At 66.7% G+C, this 16525-nt stretch carries 14 protein-coding genes; 9 read left to right on the plus strand and 5 right to left on the minus strand.

Annotated features, from left to right (window positions below; translation table 11 throughout):
- Nucleotides 1–89 precede the first annotated feature (89 nt).
- The gene (locus tag AC1D29_RS01755) at nucleotides 90–866 is read left to right on the plus strand and encodes a response regulator (protein ID WP_477894148.1); all 777 of its coding nucleotides are present in this window, start codon (nucleotides 90–92) and stop codon (nucleotides 864–866) included.
- The gene (locus AC1D29_RS01760) at nucleotides 863–2914 is read left to right on the plus strand and encodes a PAS domain S-box protein (protein WP_477894150.1); all 2052 of its coding nucleotides are present in this window, start codon (nucleotides 863–865) and stop codon (nucleotides 2912–2914) included. The genes AC1D29_RS01755 and AC1D29_RS01760 overlap by 4 nt, the downstream gene beginning before the upstream one ends.
- Here AC1D29_RS01760 and AC1D29_RS01765 read toward each other — a convergent pair.
- From AC1D29_RS01765 to AC1D29_RS01775, 3 genes are all read right to left on the minus strand, one after another.
- Nucleotides 2911–4521 (minus strand): methyl-accepting chemotaxis protein, encoded by a 1611-nt coding sequence (locus AC1D29_RS01765; RefSeq protein WP_477894152.1) that lies wholly within the window; start codon nucleotides 4519–4521, stop codon nucleotides 2911–2913. The genes AC1D29_RS01760 and AC1D29_RS01765 overlap by 4 nt on opposite strands.
- A 70-nt stretch (nucleotides 4522–4591) precedes the next feature.
- The gene (locus AC1D29_RS01770; RefSeq protein WP_477894154.1) at nucleotides 4592–6580 is read right to left on the minus strand and encodes a putative bifunctional diguanylate cyclase/phosphodiesterase; all 1989 of its coding nucleotides are present in this window, start codon (nucleotides 6578–6580) and stop codon (nucleotides 4592–4594) included.
- A gap of 50 nt (nucleotides 6581–6630) precedes the next feature.
- Entirely contained in the window at nucleotides 6631–7419 is a 789-nt protein-coding gene (locus AC1D29_RS01775; RefSeq protein WP_477894156.1) for a Crp/Fnr family transcriptional regulator, read from the minus strand.
- Nucleotides 7420–7661: 242 nt separating this feature from the next.
- Here AC1D29_RS01775 and AC1D29_RS01780 point away from each other — a divergent pair, with 242 nt between their 5' ends.
- Nucleotides 7662–8162 carry a Rossmann-fold NAD(P)-binding domain-containing protein gene (locus AC1D29_RS01780; RefSeq protein WP_477894158.1) on the plus strand — a complete coding sequence of 167 codons (501 nt, stop codon included), beginning with the start codon at nucleotides 7662–7664 and terminating at the stop codon, nucleotides 8160–8162.
- Nucleotides 8163–8247: 85 nt separating this feature from the next.
- Here AC1D29_RS01780 and glpK read toward each other — a convergent pair whose 3' ends face one another.
- Together glpK and AC1D29_RS01790 are read right to left on the minus strand one after the other, a co-directional pair.
- A complete protein-coding gene (gene glpK / locus AC1D29_RS01785) occupies nucleotides 8248–9741 on the minus strand; it encodes a glycerol kinase GlpK (protein ID WP_477894160.1) in 1494 nt (497 codons plus the stop codon).
- Nucleotides 9742–9772: 31 nt separating this feature from the next.
- A complete protein-coding gene (locus tag AC1D29_RS01790) occupies nucleotides 9773–10540 on the minus strand; it encodes a DeoR/GlpR family DNA-binding transcription regulator (protein WP_477894162.1) in 768 nt (255 codons plus the stop codon).
- A 227-nt stretch (nucleotides 10541–10767) separates the two neighbouring features.
- On the opposite strand from AC1D29_RS01790, the gene glpD reads away from it, so the two are divergent.
- The 6 genes from glpD to AC1D29_RS01820 are packed head-to-tail and all read left to right on the plus strand — an operon-like array spanning nucleotide 10768 to nucleotide 16504.
- Nucleotides 10768–12390 carry a glycerol-3-phosphate dehydrogenase gene (gene glpD / locus AC1D29_RS01795; RefSeq protein ID WP_477894164.1) on the plus strand — a complete coding sequence of 541 codons (1623 nt, stop codon included), beginning with the start codon at nucleotides 10768–10770 and terminating at the stop codon, nucleotides 12388–12390.
- Complete coding sequence (locus AC1D29_RS01800; protein WP_477894166.1) at nucleotides 12381–13451, plus strand: ABC transporter ATP-binding protein; 1071 nt, start codon at nucleotides 12381–12383, stop codon at nucleotides 13449–13451. Before glpD ends, AC1D29_RS01800 begins: the two co-directional genes overlap by 10 nt.
- Nucleotides 13451–14479, plus strand: coding sequence for an ABC transporter ATP-binding protein (locus AC1D29_RS01805; protein ID WP_477894168.1), 1029 nt, complete (start codon nucleotides 13451–13453; stop codon nucleotides 14477–14479). The genes AC1D29_RS01800 and AC1D29_RS01805 overlap by 1 nt, the downstream gene beginning before the upstream one ends.
- Nucleotides 14476–15360 (plus strand): carbohydrate ABC transporter permease, encoded by an 885-nt coding sequence (locus AC1D29_RS01810; RefSeq protein ID WP_477894170.1) that lies wholly within the window; start codon nucleotides 14476–14478, stop codon nucleotides 15358–15360. The genes AC1D29_RS01805 and AC1D29_RS01810 overlap by 4 nt, the downstream gene beginning before the upstream one ends.
- Nucleotides 15353–16165, plus strand: a complete 813-nt coding sequence (locus AC1D29_RS01815) for a carbohydrate ABC transporter permease (protein ID WP_477894172.1) — start codon at nucleotides 15353–15355, stop codon at nucleotides 16163–16165. The genes AC1D29_RS01810 and AC1D29_RS01815 overlap by 8 nt, the downstream gene beginning before the upstream one ends.
- 30 nt (nucleotides 16166–16195) lie before the next feature.
- Nucleotides 16196–16504 (plus strand): DUF2160 domain-containing protein, encoded by a 309-nt coding sequence (locus tag AC1D29_RS01820; protein ID WP_477894174.1) that lies wholly within the window; start codon nucleotides 16196–16198, stop codon nucleotides 16502–16504.
- Nucleotides 16505–16525: the final 21 nt, after the last annotated feature.

Genomic DNA, 16525 nt, shown 5'->3' on the forward strand with positions numbered 1-16525 from the left:
GCTGTACATTCGCTTGCCGGACTGTTTTCTTGGCCTGCCGCCGGGTTAAAGGTGTTTCAATGCCATAACGCCCCAGCCATGCCGACGCCTTGACGCACCAGCACATCGCCGTTGTCGACGACGAATCAGCCATCACCGAGCTGCTGGCCCACTACCTTGCGGGCCACGGCTTTCGCACGACCCAATTGCATTCGGGGCGCGCACTGATGGACACCATGGCCAGCGACCCTCCCGAATTGGTCCTGCTGGACCTGGGCCTGCCCGGCGAGGACGGTTTCGCCATCGCCCGGCAGCTGCGCGAACACTGGAGATGCGGCCTGGTCATCATCACGGGCCGGGGTGATTCGGTCGACAAGGTGGTGGGCCTCGAAGTGGGCGCCGACGACTACGTCACCAAGCCCTTCGACCTGCGTGAGCTGGTGGCCCGCATCAAGGCGGTGCTGCGCCGGATCACGCCTGTGCAGCCGCCCGACGCCGTGGCCGAGCGGCCGATGGCCGCCGCGCCGCAGCCGGTTGCCGAACGCGAGTGCCTGGCTTTCGACGGGTGGCGTCTGGACCTGTCGGCGCGCCGGCTGACGGACGCGCAGGGCAACGAGGTCGTGCTGACGGCGGGCGAGTTCGACCTGTTGCAGACCTTCGCCCAGCATCCGGGGCGGGTGCTGTCACGCGACTTCCTGCTGTCGCAGACGCGCGGCCGCGAGGCCGGGCCCTTCGATCGCACCATCGACGTCCAGGTCGGGCGCTTGCGCAAGAAGCTCGAACCGCAGGCCGAGACGCCGCAGATCATCAAGTCGGTTCGCAGCGCCGGCTATCTCTTCACGCTGGCCGTTTCCAGCGCGGGCCGCGACGCGAACGCGCCGCCATGACGCTGCAATCGTCCCTGCCAGCCGGGCTCGATGACAGCACCGTCTTTCGCACGCTGTTCTCCGCCTATCCCGACGGCCTCCTGCTGGTCGACGCCGCAGGCCACATCGTGCTGGCCAACCCCGCAGCCGCCAGCCTGCTGGGGTACGGCGTTGATGAACTGATCGGCACCAGCGTGGACGACCTGGTGCCGGACAGCATCCGCCCGCGCCACGCCTCCTATCGCAATGCCTATGCCCATGCGCCGCGCGCGCGGCCCATGGGCACGCAGATGGAGCTGGTGGCCAAGCGGCGCGACGGCTCGGAGGTGATGGTCGAGATCGCGCTCAGCCCGCTGCAGGACCATGGCCTGCCATTCGTCGTGGCGGCCATCCGCGACATCGGCGCCTATCCGCGCGTCAAGCAGGCGCTGCAGCGCGCGCGCTACAGCGAGCATCTCGCGCAACTGGGCCGGCTGGCCGTCGACGCACGCGATACCCAGGTGCTGCTGCAGCAGGTGCCCGCGATCGCAGCTGAGGCGCTGGAGGTCGAGATGGCGCTGGTCTTCCTGCTGGAGAGCAACCGCCTGGCACTGCGCGTCGCCGGCGGCGTGGGCCTGATTGCCGGCGAGGCGCTGGGCTCCATCGTGCCCAACCGCGCCGACACGCCGCTGGGCTTCGTGCTGGCCCAGGGGCGGCCGGTGGTGGTCGAGGACTTTCGCAGCGAGCATCGCTTCGCCGTGCCGTCGGGGTATCTGGAAGCGGGGCTGGTCAGCGCGCTGGCCGTGCCGGTCTCGGATCGCGGGCGCGTCATCGGTGCGCTGAAGGTGCGCTCCCGCCAGCTCAAGCGCTTTGGCGATGACGAACAGCGCTTTCTGGAATCGCTGGCCAATCTGCTGGCCACCTGCCTGCAGCGGGCGCAGACCGAGGAGGCGCTGAACCATGCGCAGCGCCTGGAAAGCGTCGGCCAGCTGACCGGTGGCATCGCCCACGACTTCAACAACCTGCTGACCGTCATCCAGGGCAACCTGCAGGTGCTCGAGGAGTTGCCCGCGCTGGCGCAGGACGGCTTCGGCCAGCAGCTGGTGAGCGCGGCCATGCGCGCCTCCAAGCGCGGGGCCGAACTGACCGGCAAGCTGCTGGCCTTCTCGCGCCGCCAGGTGCTGCAGCCCAGCGTGGTCGACGTCCATGGCCTGCTGCATCCGCTGTCCGACATGCTGCGGCGCACGCTGGACCAGCGCATCCGCATCAGCGTCGACGTGGCGCCCGAATGCCCCATGGCGATGGCCGATGCGGGGCAGCTGGAAGCGGCCTTGCTCAACATCGCCATCAATGCACGTGACGCCATGCTCGACGGCGGCACGCTGCGCTTCCGCGCTGGGCCTGCCGGGGCGCTTTCGGCCGGCCTGCGGCACGAGCTGGGTGAAGGGCCCTTCGTCTGCATCTCCGTCGTCGACACCGGCACCGGCATGCCCGAGGCCGTCAAGGAGCGCGCCTTCGAGCCCTTCTTCACCACCAAGCAGGCGGGCAGAGGCACGGGCCTGGGGCTGAGTGCCGTCTACGGCTTCGTCAAGCAGTCGCAGGGCGCCGTCGCGCTGGAGAGCGCCCCCGGTCAAGGCACGACGATCAGCCTCTACCTGCCGGTGCCCGGCAGCGCGCAGGCCGGGCCGCAAGAGGGCGACCATGGGGCCGACGCGGTGCCGCCAGGGCTGAAGGTGCTGGTGGTCGAGGACGATGCCGAGGTGCGCGCGGTGGCCCAGCATTTCCTGAACGGCCTGGGCTGCGAGCTGAGCGTGTGCGCCAGCGCCGAGCAGGCGCTGCAGCTGCTGACGCCGACGGCTGATTTCGACCTGCTGCTCACCGACATCGCGCTGGGTGCCGGCATGCGCGGCACCGAGCTGGCCCGCATCGCCCAGCAACGCGTGCCCGACCTCGCCATCCTGCTGATGTCGGGCTTCTCGGCCGAGCTGCTGGACGCCGACCGCGAATCGCCGGCGGACTGGGAGCTGCTGCCCAAGCCCTACAGCCGCGGCCAGCTGGCGCAGGCCATCGCCCGCGTCTTGGCGGCCTAGGCAGCGCGCAATTTCGCCACGCGGCGCAGCGCGACGGCGTCGGGCAGGACCGTCCGCGCGCGACTGCCTTCCAGCCGGAACACACGCAGCGCCGCGCTGACCTCCTCGGACTGCGCCAGCATCTGCTGGGCGGCGCCCGACAGCTGCTGCACCATGCCGGCGTTCTGCTGCGTGAAACCGTCCATTTGCTGGATGACCTCGTGCATCTGCGAGATGCCCAGCAACTGCTCCTGCGCGCCGCGGTCGATGTCGCCGATCATGGTGGCGAAGTTCTCCACCGATTTCAGCGTCGTGTCGATGCTGGAGCGTGCGTTGTCGCTCAGGCGCTCTGCTGACTGGACCTGCTCGGTGGAATCCAGGATCAGCTGCTTGATCTCGCGGGCCGCCGTGGAGCTGCGCTGCGCCAGCGCGCGCACTTCGCTGGCCACCACCGCGAAGCCACGCCCGTGCTCGCCGGCACGGGCGGATTCCACGGCCGCGTTGAGCGCCAGGATGTTGGTCTGGAAGGCGATGCTGTCGATGACCTGGATGATGTCGGCGATCTTCTGCGAGGCGCGGGTGATGCCGCCCATGGTCTCGGTGACCGAGTGGACAACCTGGGCACTGCGGCGCGAGACGCCACTCAACTCCTCGGCCACGCCGCTGGCCCGGTGCGTGGTGTCCGTGCTCTGGCGCACGGTGGCGGTGATCTGCTCCATGCTGGCCGCGGCCTCCTCCAGGCTGGCAGCCTGGGACTCGGTGCGCTGGGCCAGGTCTTGATTGCCTTGGGCGATCTCGCGGCTGACGCGGTTCATCTGCTCCAGCTCGATGCGGGTGTCGGACACCAGCGAGCGGACGTTCACCGCCAGCTGGGCCAGCGAGAGCTCCAGCCCGCGGCTCTGCTCGTTGCCGCTCGGTTCAAGGTTGCGGCTGAGATCGCCCGCGGCCAGCTGGTTGGCATAGCGCTCGATGTGAACCAGGCTGCGGCGCAAGCGCTGCTGGCTCAACGCAGCCGCCACCGCGGCCGCCAGCGCGACGGCGCCCGCGGCCAGCCAGGTCGGTTGGTCGGTCAGCAGCAAGCCCAAGGCGCCCACCACCGCATAGGTCGGCACATGGCTCAGCCAGGGCATCGAGCGCCACAGGCCGCCCAGCCACCCGCGCCAGCCGCGGCGCTGCAACTGGCCGCGGTGCAACACGTGAACCAGGTTGCCGGCCTGCTGTTCCTCTCGCATGCGCGCGTAGAGGGCCTCGGCGGCCTCGATCTGGGCGCGTGTGGCGCGCGAGCGCACCGACATGAAGGCCACTGGCTTGCCGTCTTCCATCAGCGGCGTGACGTTGGCCTGGACCCAGTAGTGGTCGCCATCCTTGCGGCGGTTCTTCACCAGGCCCGACCAGGGCTGGCCGGCGGCGATCGTCTCCCACATGTCGCGGAAGGCCTCCTGCGGCATGTCGGGATGGCGGATCAGGTTGTGGGGCTGGCCCAGCAGCTCATCGCGCGAGAAGCCGCTGACCTCAACGAAGGGCGCATTGCAATGCAGGATGCGGCCCTTCAGGTCAGTCGTGGAGACCAGGTTGCGATCCGAAGGAAGCAGGAATTCGCGATGGGTGACAGGCAGGTTGTTGCGCATGGGTGTCTCCTTGCCGCGTGACGAGGCGGCGACCGGTTTGAAAAGTGGATGAAAGGCGCCGGGACGGGTCTCAGCGCGCGGGCACGGCGGGCACATCTGCCGCCAGTTGTCGCTGCAGCGAGTCGGCCGGTGCCGGGCGGCCGAAGTGGTAGCCCTGCATTTCGTCGCAGCCCTGCTGCCGCAGGTAGTCGCGCTGCTGCGCGGTCTCAACGCCCTCGGCGACGACGCGCAGATGCAGGCGGTGGGCCAGCGCGATCACCGCGTCAACCAGCGCCGCGCCGTCGGGCTGCTCACCGATGCGGCGGGTGAAGGACTGGTCGATCTTCAGCGTGTCCAGCGGGAAGTGCTGCAGGTAGGCCAGGCTGGAGTAGCCGGTGCCGAAGTCGTCCAGCGACAGCTTGATGCCCAGCGCCTTGATGCGCTTGAGCATGCCGATGGCGGCGTCCGGGTCGGTGATCAGCATGCCTTCGGTGATCTCGATCTCCAGCCACTGCGCATCCACCCGATGGCGCTGCAGTGCGCGGGCCACGACCTGGTCCAGGTCGCCCGCCGCGAACTGACGGGCCGCGACGTTGACCGCCACGCGAACGAGGGGCTGGCCGGCATCCATCCAGGCGCGGATCTGCCGACAGGCTTCGTCGATGACCCAGGCGCCAATGTCCAGCATCAGGCTGCTCTGCTCCGCCACCGGGATGAACTGGCCCGGTGGCACCAGGCCTTCGCCGTTGCGGTTCCAGCGCAGCAGGGCCTCGGCACCGGCGATGCGACCGCTGGCGGCATCCACCTTGGCCTGGTAGTGCAGCAGCAATTCACCGCGCTTCAGCGCCCGGCTCAATGCGGCCTCGACCTCCAGCTTGGCCACCGCCTCGGTGTTCATGTCGCTGGTGAAGAAGCAGAAGCAGTTGCGGCCCTGCTCCTTGGCCCGGTACATGGCGGCATCGGCATCGCGCAGAAGCTCGACCACACCCTGGCTGCCGTCCACCGGGTGCAGGCTGATGCCGATGCTGGCCGTGACGTAGGCATCCCTGCCGCACGTCAGGGGCACCGGCGCGGCCAGCGTGTCCAGCAGGTCGCGGGCCAGGGTGGCCACGTCGGCCGGCGCCCCGCAGCCCTCCAGAACCACGAGGAACTCGTCGCCACCCAGCCGGCCCAGCAGGTCGTCGGCCCGCAGGCGCGTCTGCAGCCGCGCGGCCACGCAGACCAGCAGTTCATCGCCGGCCGGGTGCCCCAGGCTGTCGTTGACGGTCTTGAAACCATCCAGGTCGATGACCATGACCGCCGTGGTCGTGTCGTGGCGCTGCGCGCGCGCCAACACCTGCTCCAGCCTGGCCTGCAGCAGCACACGGTTCGGCAGATCGGTGAGCCGGTCGTAATGGGCCAGCCGCTCCAGTTGCGCCTCGACGGTCTTGCTGCCGGTGACGTCGGTGAAGACACCCACGTAGTGCGTCACCTGGCCCGCGTCGTCGCGAACGACGTTCAGCGTCAGCCACTCGGGAAAGACTTCGCCGTTCTTGCGGCGGTTCCAGATCTCGCCCTGCCAGCGCCCGTCTTCCAGCAGCGTGGCCCACATCTGCTGGTAGAACTCCGGCGGGTGACGGCCGGACTGCAGCAGCTTGGGCGACGCACCGACGGCCTCCTCGGCGCTGTAGCCCGTGATGGCGGTGAACGCGGCGTTGACGGTCTGGATGCGGCAGCTGGCGTCGGTGATCATCACGCCGTCACCGATGTTCTCGAAGGCCATGGCCCATTGGCGCCAGCGCGCCTGTTCGCCGCGCCGCGCGGTGATGTCGGACTGGCGATCGCGGCGCAGCAGCAGCCGGTACAACAGAGCGCCGGTGAAGAGCACGAAGGCCATGCCCTTCAGGCGCCCGAAGTTGGCCAGGCTGGCCATGTCGGGCGCCATCGCCAGCAGCAGGCGGTCGGAGTAGCCAATCCAGACCAGGCCCAGCACGGCGTAGGCGATCGCCACCCAGGCCGGTCCGCCCTGCCCTGCACCCGCGCTGCGGGCCTCGGTCGCCGCCTCACGGGTCGAAGTTCGAGAAAGCGTCTGCTCCGTCATACAAGCCTCCCTGGCTTTTTCTGTTTGACTTGGCACTCGGACGGTTGCGGTTACTGCAGGGTGTGGCCCACCGGCGCCAGGCATTGCTGGACGTAAGCCTCCAGCCGGCCGACGTCGGGGATGCTGATGTCGCGCCGGCCCTTCTCGGGGAAACAGATCAAGGCCTGCTTCGCCAGCCTGGACAGCGCTCGGCTGACCGTCTCCAGCGTCATGCCCAGGTAGTTGCCGATCTCGGCGCGGGTCATGCACAGCGAGATCTGGTCCGTGCGCAGCCCGCGGCGGGCCAGGTTGTCGGCCCAGTCGCGCAGGAAGTCGGCGACACGCGCATCGGCAGGCAAGGTGCAGACCGACATCATGGAGTCGCGGTCGCGCAGGATCTCGCCACTCATCGCCTGGTGCACCAGGGTCATCAGTTCGGGGTGCAGCGCACAGGCGGCGAGCAGCGCGTCGTAGCGGATCGCCCAGACTTCACCGGTGTCCATCGCGACCGCGTCGCAGACATAGCGCCCCTTGGCGATGCCTGCGAACCCCAGCCAGTCGCCACGGAACTTCAACCCCACGACCTGCTCGCGACCATCGGCCGACAGGCTCAGCAGCTTGAAGATGCCGGAGTTGAGGACGTAGAGGTGGCTGAAGGGCTCGCCGCTCTGGTAGATCGAGTCACCGGCGCGCACGACACGGCGTTGCGGGTTCAGCGTGCGCACCAACAGTTGCAGCGTCTCGCTGATGCGCTGGCTGGCCTGGCGGTTGGCGTGGTCGCTGCGCGCAGCATGTGGCACGGGCTGCACGAGCACCGCGATCGACGGGCCGGCGGGCGAAACTGTGGTGCTGCTGAGCATGGCCATCTCCTGGGTTGGGCTGATGAAGACATGCTAGGAAGCAGCGGCAAACGCCGTGGCAATGCAGAGCGTCGCTCGGTCACGCTGCGTAAACGGATTGCAAACGGACCGTAAGCCCGTGGCCGCGGTGGCAGGTAGCGGCGTCGACGACTTGAGCCCTTGATCCTGATCAAGGCGCGGTGCGATCAGCCGTCTAGTCTTTGGGTCATCGCAATGGCGCAAGCGCGTTCAAGGTTCCGGCCATGTCTCCCGCCTCCTGGCTGTGCCCTCCGGCCCAGGCCACCCGTCACTCCGAGGAAGAACTGCAGGCGTTGCTGGCGCGGGCGAAGGCATTGCGGCGTGATGCTTCGCAGCACGCCAGGCCGTTGCTGGGCAAGCGGCTGGGCCTGATCAGTGCCGAGCCTGAAAGCGAGGATGCCCGCTTGTTCCGGCAGGCCGCGCAAGAGCTGGGCGCCCATGTCGCGCTGATCCCGGCGCCGATGGAGCAACTCGAGAGCCAGGCCGACCCGCTGCCTGGCGTCGGTCGACTGCTGGGGCGCCTCTACGACGCGGTGGAATGCCAGGGGCTGAGCGACGACATGGTCCGCGCGCTGGCCAGCGCCGCGAGAGTCCCGATATTCGCCGGCCTGGCGGGCCACGGGCACGCCATCTTCCAGCTGGCCCACGGGTGGAGGACCTCAGCACCGCTGCTCCATCGCCGTCGTTGGCTTGTTCAAGCCGCGTTGCTGGGGGCAATCACCTGACCCTCCTCGGGATCGTCAGCGTCGCAGGGCAGGCCCTTGATCCTCCAGGCCACGCGCATGCGGGCTTGCCAAGAAGACCGTCGCGCTACTCGGTGACTGTCTGACGAACCGCCCGCTCCCAGCTGACCATCAGCTCCTGCGCCCGTTCGCGCGGCAGCGTCGGATGGAAGCGCCGCTCGGCCTGCCATTGCGCCGACAGCTCATCCAGGTTCTTGTAGATGCCTGTTGCAAGTCCTGCGAGGTAGGCGGCTCCCAGTGATGTGGTCTCGATCACTCGGGGTCGCACGACAGGAATCCCCAGCAGGTCAGCCTGGAACTGCATCAGCAGATCGTTCACGCAAGCGCCCCCGTCCACCCGAAGTTCCGAGACCGCGGCACTGCCGGCAGCTTGCGCGTCGCGCGCCATGGCCTGCAGCAGGGCGGCGCTTTGAAACGCGATGCTCTCAAGCGCGGCACGCGCGATGTGGGCGACGGTGGTGCCGCGCGACAGCCCCAGGATGGCTCCGCGGGCATCGGGCTTCCAGTACGGCGCACCCAGCCCGGCAAACGCAGGCACGAAGACCACGCCGCCCGAATCGGGGACGCTCTCCGCCAAGGACTGCACCATGCCGCTGGCGTGGATGGCACGCAGGCCGTCGCGCAGCCACTGCACCACGGCGCCACCGATGAACACGCTGCCCTCGAGGGCGTACTCGGGTGTGGCGCTTGGCTGTGCCGCGCTGGTGGTGATCAGGCCGTTTTGCGACGGTTGAAACGCGGCACCGGTGTGCATGAGCATGAAGCAGCCCGTGCCATAGGTATTTTTCGCCAGCCCCGCCTTGAAGCAAGCCTGACCGAACAACGCGCTCTGCTGGTCCCCCGCGATGCCGCCGATCTTCACGGGCGCACCGAACACCGAGGGATCCGTCTCACCGTAGATGTAGGCGGACGGATGCACGCTGGGCAGCACCCCGCAAGGAACGTCCAGCAGTTCCAGCAGCTGCTCATCCCAGGCATTGCGGCGCACGTCGAAGAGCATCGTCCGGGAGGCATTGCTCACGTCGGTCGCATGCACTCGACCGCCAGTGAGCTTCCACACCAGCCAGCTGTCCACGGTTCCGAATGCCAGTTCGTCGCGCGCGGCCGCCGCGCGGGCGCCGTCGACATGGTCAAGGATCCACTTCAGTTTGCTGCCGGAGAAGTAGGCATCGATGATGAGGCCCGTGCGCGCTTGCACGAAAGCCGCGTGCCCGCGCTCGCGCAACGCCAGACAGGTCGGCTCGGCGCGCCGGTCCTGCCAGACGATGGCGTTGTGGATCGGCTCGCCGGTCTTGCGGTTCCACACGACGGTGGTCTCGCGCTGGTTGGTGATGCCCAGGGCAGCAATGTCCTTCGCGGCGATCCCGGCCTTGGCCAAGGCTTCGCGCGCAGTGGCGAGCTGGCTCTCCCAGATTTCGATCGGATCATGTTCCACCCACCCGGGGTTCGGAAAGATCTGGCGGATCTCGCGCTGCGCCATGGCCACGATGTGGCCTTCGGCATCGAACACGATGCTCCGCGAGCTGGAGGTTCCTTGGTCGAGTGCAAGCAGATACGTCATGCAGTTCCTTCAATGGGTCATGCCGAGCGCATCAGGCCGGCGCGACCTCCAATTGCACGCCCGCTTCCGACAGCAGCGCGGGAAATGGTTCTGGCGGCGCCTGATCGGTGAACAGCATGTCGACCTCATCGAGCCTGGCCAGTTTGACCATGGCCGGCCGATTGAACTTCGAATGATCTGCCGCCAGCCACACCTGCCGTGAATGCTCAATGATGGCGCGCGCGACCTTGACCTCGCGGTAGTCGAAGTCGCGCAAGGTGCCGTCGTCTTCGATGCCGGAGATGCCGATCAAGCCGATGTCCACCTTGAACTGGCTGATGAAGTCCACCGTGGCTTCGCCAACGATGCCGCGGTCGCGAGACCTCACCACGCCACCCGCCACGATGACCTCGCAGTCCGGGTTGTCGCTCAAGATGGCCGCGACATTGAGGTTGTTGGTGATGACCCGCAGGCCTTTGTGATTCATCAGCTCGTGCGCGACCGCCTCGGCCGTCGTGCCGATGTTGATGATGAGGGAGCAGTCTTCAGGCACGACCGCTGCGATCGCCCGCGCAATCCGCTGCTTGCTGTGCTCATTGAGCCGTTGGCGCTGTCTGTACGCAATGTTCTCGGTCGTCGAGGTCGGGACGCGCACGCCGCCGTGGAAGCGCGCCAGCAATCCGGCCGCGGCCAACTGCTTCACATCGCGCCGGACCGTTTGCAGCGTCACGTTGAACTGCTCGGCCAAAGCCTCCACGGAGACGGCGCCGCGGTTGCGTACCTCCTGAATCAGCAGAGCTTGGCGAGGGTTGGGAATCATGCGCGCGCAGCGAGGATCAAGTTTGGGAGGCCAGCGTAATGGGCCGCTCCGATGTTCCGCAGCGGTGGATTCGCTCTTGTGCGATGTTCGTTTGTGCGATAAAAAGAAAAGCTACGAACCAATACGAACAAAAGCGAACTTTCCGAAGTGCGCTTTGTTGAAGATCGCCGCCCTGCCCTCGTCGGTGCGCTTGGCGCGTGTGGCAAGCAACACAGATCGGAGACAGCTTGAACGACTCCCCAGCCGGTGCGGCGCCCACAGCCGCGTCTTCCGTGGATCCGCATGCAGTGCAAGAGTGCGACGTGCTCGTCGTGGGTGGCGGCATCAATGGCGTGGGCATTGCGCGCGACCTGGCGGGGCGCGGCGTGTCCGTGGTGCTCTGCGAGAAGGACGACCTGGCAGCCCATACGTCGTCAGCATCGACCAAGATGGTCCACGGCGGCATCCGCTACCTGGAGTACTACGACTTCCTGCTGGTGCGAAAGGCGCTGGCCGAGCGCGAAGTGCTGCTGCGCAGTGCGCCGCACATCATGTGGCCACTGCGACTGGTGGTGCCCCACGACCCCAGCATGCGTCCTGTCTGGATGATGCGAATCGGCCTGTTCCTTTACGACCACCTCGCGCGACGCGAGTTCCTGCCCGGCTCACGCACCATCCGCCTGCATGGACACGCGTTGGGCGCACCGCTGAACCCCCGCTACTCGCGCGCCTTCCTGTACTCCGACGGATGGACGGACGACGCGCGGCTCGTGGTGCTCAACGCCCTGGACGCCGCCGAACGGGGGGCCAAGGTGATGACTGGCTGGCGATGCATGGATGCGCAGCGTGACGGCAGCCGTTGGCAGATCAGACTCCAGAGCGGCGCGGGCGAATCGCGGCTCGTGCGTGCACGGGCCCTCGTCAACGCCGCGGGGCCGTGGGCTGCACAGTTTCTGAAGGACCACGTGCACGCCTCGAAGATCAAACCGTTGCGTCTGGTCAAGGGCAGCCACATCGTGGTGCCGAAACTCTTCGACCACGATCACGCCTACGCGCTGCAAGGCGCCGACAAGCGCGTCATCTTCATCATTCCCTACGAGCGCGACTACACGCTGATCGGCACCACCGACGTCGAGCACAAGGGCGCTGTCGGCCAGGCGACGATCGATGACAGCGAGATCCGCTACCTCTGCGAACAGGCGAGCCGCTACATGGTCAAGCCGGTGGTGCCGAGCGACGTGGTGTGGAGCTACTCCGGCGTGCGCCCGCTGATCGAGGATGACGCCGAGGACCCGTCGGCCGTGACGCGTGACTACCTGCTCGAGCTCGACACCGACAGCGCGCCATTGCTGACCGTGTGGGGCGGCAAGATCACGACCTTTCGCAAGCTGGCGGAGGACGCTGCAGACGGGCTGTGCAAACGCCTGGGCGTGAAGAGCGCAGCCTGGACGGCAGGCACCTATCTGCCCGGTGGCGACCTGAGCGCCTGGATCGGCGCGGCCACGCGACCGGACGATGACTTCGCCCGCTTCGAAGCGAAGCTAGGGGAGCGCTACCCGGAACTGCCGGCCACACTCCGGCATCGGCTGGCTCGCTGCTATGGCGCTCGCATCGACAAGGTTCTTGGCCAAGCAGGGCTGGGTGAGGCGATCGCACCAGGCCTGCAGGAGAGCGAACTCGTCTACCTGCATGACCACGAATGGGCGCGCACGGCCGACGATGTGCTGTGGCGCCGCACCAAGCTCGGGCTGCACCTGACCGAGGCGCAACGCCAGGACGTCGCCCGCTGGTGGGCGGCGCGCTGGCCAAGTGAGACGACAACTCAAACGACAAACATCGGAGACGACGTGAGGACGACGACATGGAGTTAACGCTGGAGCGGGTCGACAAAGTGGTGGGGCCGCAGACCCACCTCTACCCGCTGAACCTGAAGCTTGTGCCGGGCGCCGTCACCGTTCTGCTGGGCGCCACACAGGCGGGCAAGACGACGCTGATGCGGCTGATGGCGGGCTTGGATACGCCCTCGCACGGGCAGGTCTACGTGGACCGCAAGGACGTGACCGGCATGCTCGTGCGCGAGCGCAACGTCGCCATGGTGTACCAGCAGTTCATCAACTACCCGTCGATGAGCGTGTACGACAACATTGCGTCGCCGCTGAAGCTGCGCCGCGAGAAGAACATCGCCGGCCGTGTGCAGGAGCTGGCCGCCAAGCTGCACATCGAGCAGTTCCTCACCCGCCTGCCGGCGGAGCTTTCAGGTGGCCAGCAACAGCGTGTCGCGCTGGCCCGCGCGCTTGCCAAGGCCGCGCCCTTGATGTTGCTCGACGAGCCTCTCGTCAACCTGGACTACAAGCTGCGCGAAGAGCTGCGCGACGAGCTGACGCAACTTTTCGCCGTCGGTGACTCCACCGTCGTCTACGCCACCACCGAGCCCACCGAGGCGTTGCTCCTCGGCGGCTACACCGCCGTGATGGACGCCGGCGAGGTGCTTCAGTACGGTCCCACGGCCGAGGTGTTCCACAGGCCTCAGTCGATCCGCGTCGCACGTGCCTTCAGTGACCCGCCGATGAACCTCATCGCCGGCAATGCCGCGACGTTGGGAGTCAGCCTTCCGGCGGGTGTGCAGATCACGGTACCCCTGCCCGCCACGCGGAGTGCTGCGCTCACCATCGGCGTTCGCGCAAGCGCCTTGCGCCAGCAAAGCCGCCCTGGCGACGTCGCCCTCCCCGGCAAGGTGGAGTTGGCGGAAATCTCGGGCTCCGACACCTTCGTGCACGTGGACACACCCGTGGGGGAGCTCGTGGCGCAGTTGACCGGTGTGCACTTCTTCGAGCTGGGCGCGAGCCTCACGCTCTATCTGAATCCCGCCCAGGTGTACGTGTTCGACGCCGACGGCACTCTGCTGGTCGCGCCCAGCAAGGAGGTGTCCTGATGGCCCGCATCGAACTCGACCTGGCTCACGCCTACCGTGCCAACCCACAGAAGGATGAAGACTACGCGCTGCTGCCGCTGAAGATAGTCTTCAGGGATGGCGGCGCGTATGCGCTGCTCGGTCCGTCGGGCTGCGGCAAGACCACGCTGCTCAACATCATTTCCGGCCTGGTCACGCCGTCGCACGGCACGGTGCAGTTTGACGGCAGGCATGTGACCCGGCAGACGCCGCAGCAGCGCAACATCGCCCAGGTGTTCCAGTTCCCCGTCATCTACGACACGATGACGGTGGCCGAGAACCTGGCCTTCCCCTTGAAGAACCGCGGCGTCCCGCGAGAGAAGATCAAGCAGCGCGTCGGCGTGATCGCCGAGATGCTGGAGATGAGCGGTCAACTGGACAGCCGCGCCGCCGGCCTCGCGGCCGATGCGAAGCAGAAGATCTCGCTGGGACGCGGCCTGGTGCGCGAGGACGTGAGCGCCGTGCTCTTCGACGAGCCCCTCACGGTGATCGACCCGCACCTCAAGTGGCAGCTGCGCCGCAAGCTCAAGCAGATCCATCACGAGCTCAAGCTCACACTGATCTACGTGACGCACGATCAGGTCGAAGCCCTGACCTTTGCCGAAGAGGTGGTGGTGATGACGCGTGGCCGCGCGGTGCAGATCGGCTCGGCGGGCCAACTCTTCGAACGCCCTCAGCACACGTTCGTGGGGCATTTCATCGGCTCGCCCGGCATGAACTTCCTGCCTGCAGACGTCCTGCCCGGCGCACCCGTCGGCGCGACGAAGCTCGGTGTGCGGCCCGAGTACGTGACGCTGGCCGAGCCACATGCCGCCGGCGCACTGCAGACCGTCGTCACCCAGCGCCAGGACGTCGGCACCTACTGGCTGGTCACCGCCAGGTCCGGCGACAGCCTGATACGTGCACGCCTCAGCCCCGACATCACGCCGGCGGCCGTCGGCGAGACCGCGTGGTTCAACGTGAAGGGCAGCCACACCTGCTACTACAAGAACGAGGAGTTGATGGCATGAAGCCGGTCAATCAGAAAGCCTGGTTCCTGATCCTGCCGGTGATCCTCTGCGTGGCGTTTTCGGCCATCCTGCCGTTGATGACGGTCGTCAACTATTCGGTGCAGGACATCATCTCGCCCGAGCGCCGCGTGTTCGTCGGCACCGAGTGGTTCAAGGCCGTGCTGCGCGATGAGGATCTGCAGAGCGCGCTGCTGCGCCAGGTGGGGTTCTCCTTTTCAGTACTGCTCGTGGAGATTCCATTGGGCATCTGCCTCGCGCTGTCGATGCCCGCTCAGGGCTGGAAGTCTTCCGCGGTGCTGGTGCTGGTGGCCATCTCGCTGCTCATTCCGTGGAACGTGGTCGGCACCATCTGGCAGATCTACGGCCGCACCGACATCGGCCTGATGGGCGCAGCGCTGGCCAAGCTCGGCATCGACTACAGCTACACGGGGAATGCGACCGACGCCTGGTTGACGGTGCTGGTGATGGACGTGTGGCACTGGACGCCGCTCGTCGCCCTGCTCTGCTTCGCCGGCCTGCGCGCCATCCCCGACGCGTACTACCAAGCCGCGCGCATTGACGGCGCCAGCAAGCTCTCGGTCTTCCGCTTCATCCAGCTGCCCAAGCTGCGTGGCGTGCTGATGATCGCCGTGCTGCTGCGCTTCATGGACAGCTTCATGATCTACACCGAGCCCTTCGTGCTGACCGGCGGCGGCCCAGGCAACGCCACGACGTTCCTGTCGCAATACCTGACACAGAAGGCCGTGGGCCAGTTCGACCTGGGCCCGGCAGCGGCCTTCTCGTTGATCTACTTCCTCATCATCCTGCTGCTCTGCTTCATCCTCTACAACTGGATGCAGCGCGTCGGCACCACCAGCTCTGAAGGAGCATCCCATGGATGAGCGCCGCTTCAAGAAGCGCTCGATCTTCCTGTTCGTCTACATGCTGTTCGCCATCCTGCCGGTGTACTGGATGGTCAACATGTCGTTCAAGACGAACACCGAGATCCTGTCGACGTTCAGCATGTTCCCGCAGCACTTCACTTGGGAACATTACAAGACCATCTTCACCGACGAGAGCTGGTATTCCGGCTACATCAACTCGTTGATCTACGTGGCCATCAACACGGTGATCTCGCTGCTGGTGGCCCTGCCGGCTGCCTATGCGTTCAGCCGCTACAGCTTCCTCGGTGACAAGCACGTCTTCTTCTGGCTGTTGACCAACCGGATGACGCCGCCGGCAGTTTTCCTCCTGCCCTTCTTCCAGCTCTACACGACGCTGGGTCTGATGGACACCCACATCGCCGTGGCGTTGGCGCACTTGCTGTTCAACGTGCCGCTGGCGGTCTGGATCCTGGAAGGTTTCATGAGCGGCATCCCGCGCGAAATCGACGAGACGGCGTATATCGATGGCTACTCCTTCCCCCGCTTCTTCCTGACGATCTTCGTCCCGCTCATCAAGGCCGGCGTGGGCGTGGCGGCGTTCTTCTGCTTCATGTTCAGCTGGGTCGAACTGCTGATGGCGCGCACGCTCACGAGCGTGAACGCCAAGCCCATCGTCGCGACGATGACGCGCACGGTCAGTGCGTCGGGCATGGACTGGGGCGTCCTTGCCGCGGCGGGTGTGCTGACCATCGTGCCTGGCGCGATCGTCATCTGGTTCGTGAGGCACTACATCGCGAAGGGTTTCGCGATGGGTCGCGTCTAGCGCTCCGCCATCAAGCAAAAGGAGACAAACATGTTTGAGTGGATGGCATGGACGCTGCCGGTGGCGGTGTTCTTCTGCAGCATCGTTGTGATGCTGATCGGCATGACGGTCTGGGAGTTGAAGTCGCCCACCACCAGCCGACGTGGCTGGCTGCCGTTGGACACGACGCGCGGCGACCGCCTTTTCATCGGTCTGCTGGCAGCGGCCTACGTCAATCTGGCCTTCGTGGCCCTGAGTGAAAAGATGGTCACATGGTTCGGCCTTGAGAACGAGCCCTCCATCTGGATCAGCTTCGTGATGTCCATGGCGCTGCTCGCGCTGATCATGCGCAAGGGCTGAAGCCACGCGGTTCTTCTAGAA

Source organism: Roseateles sp. P1_C6, from assembly GCF_056406315.1.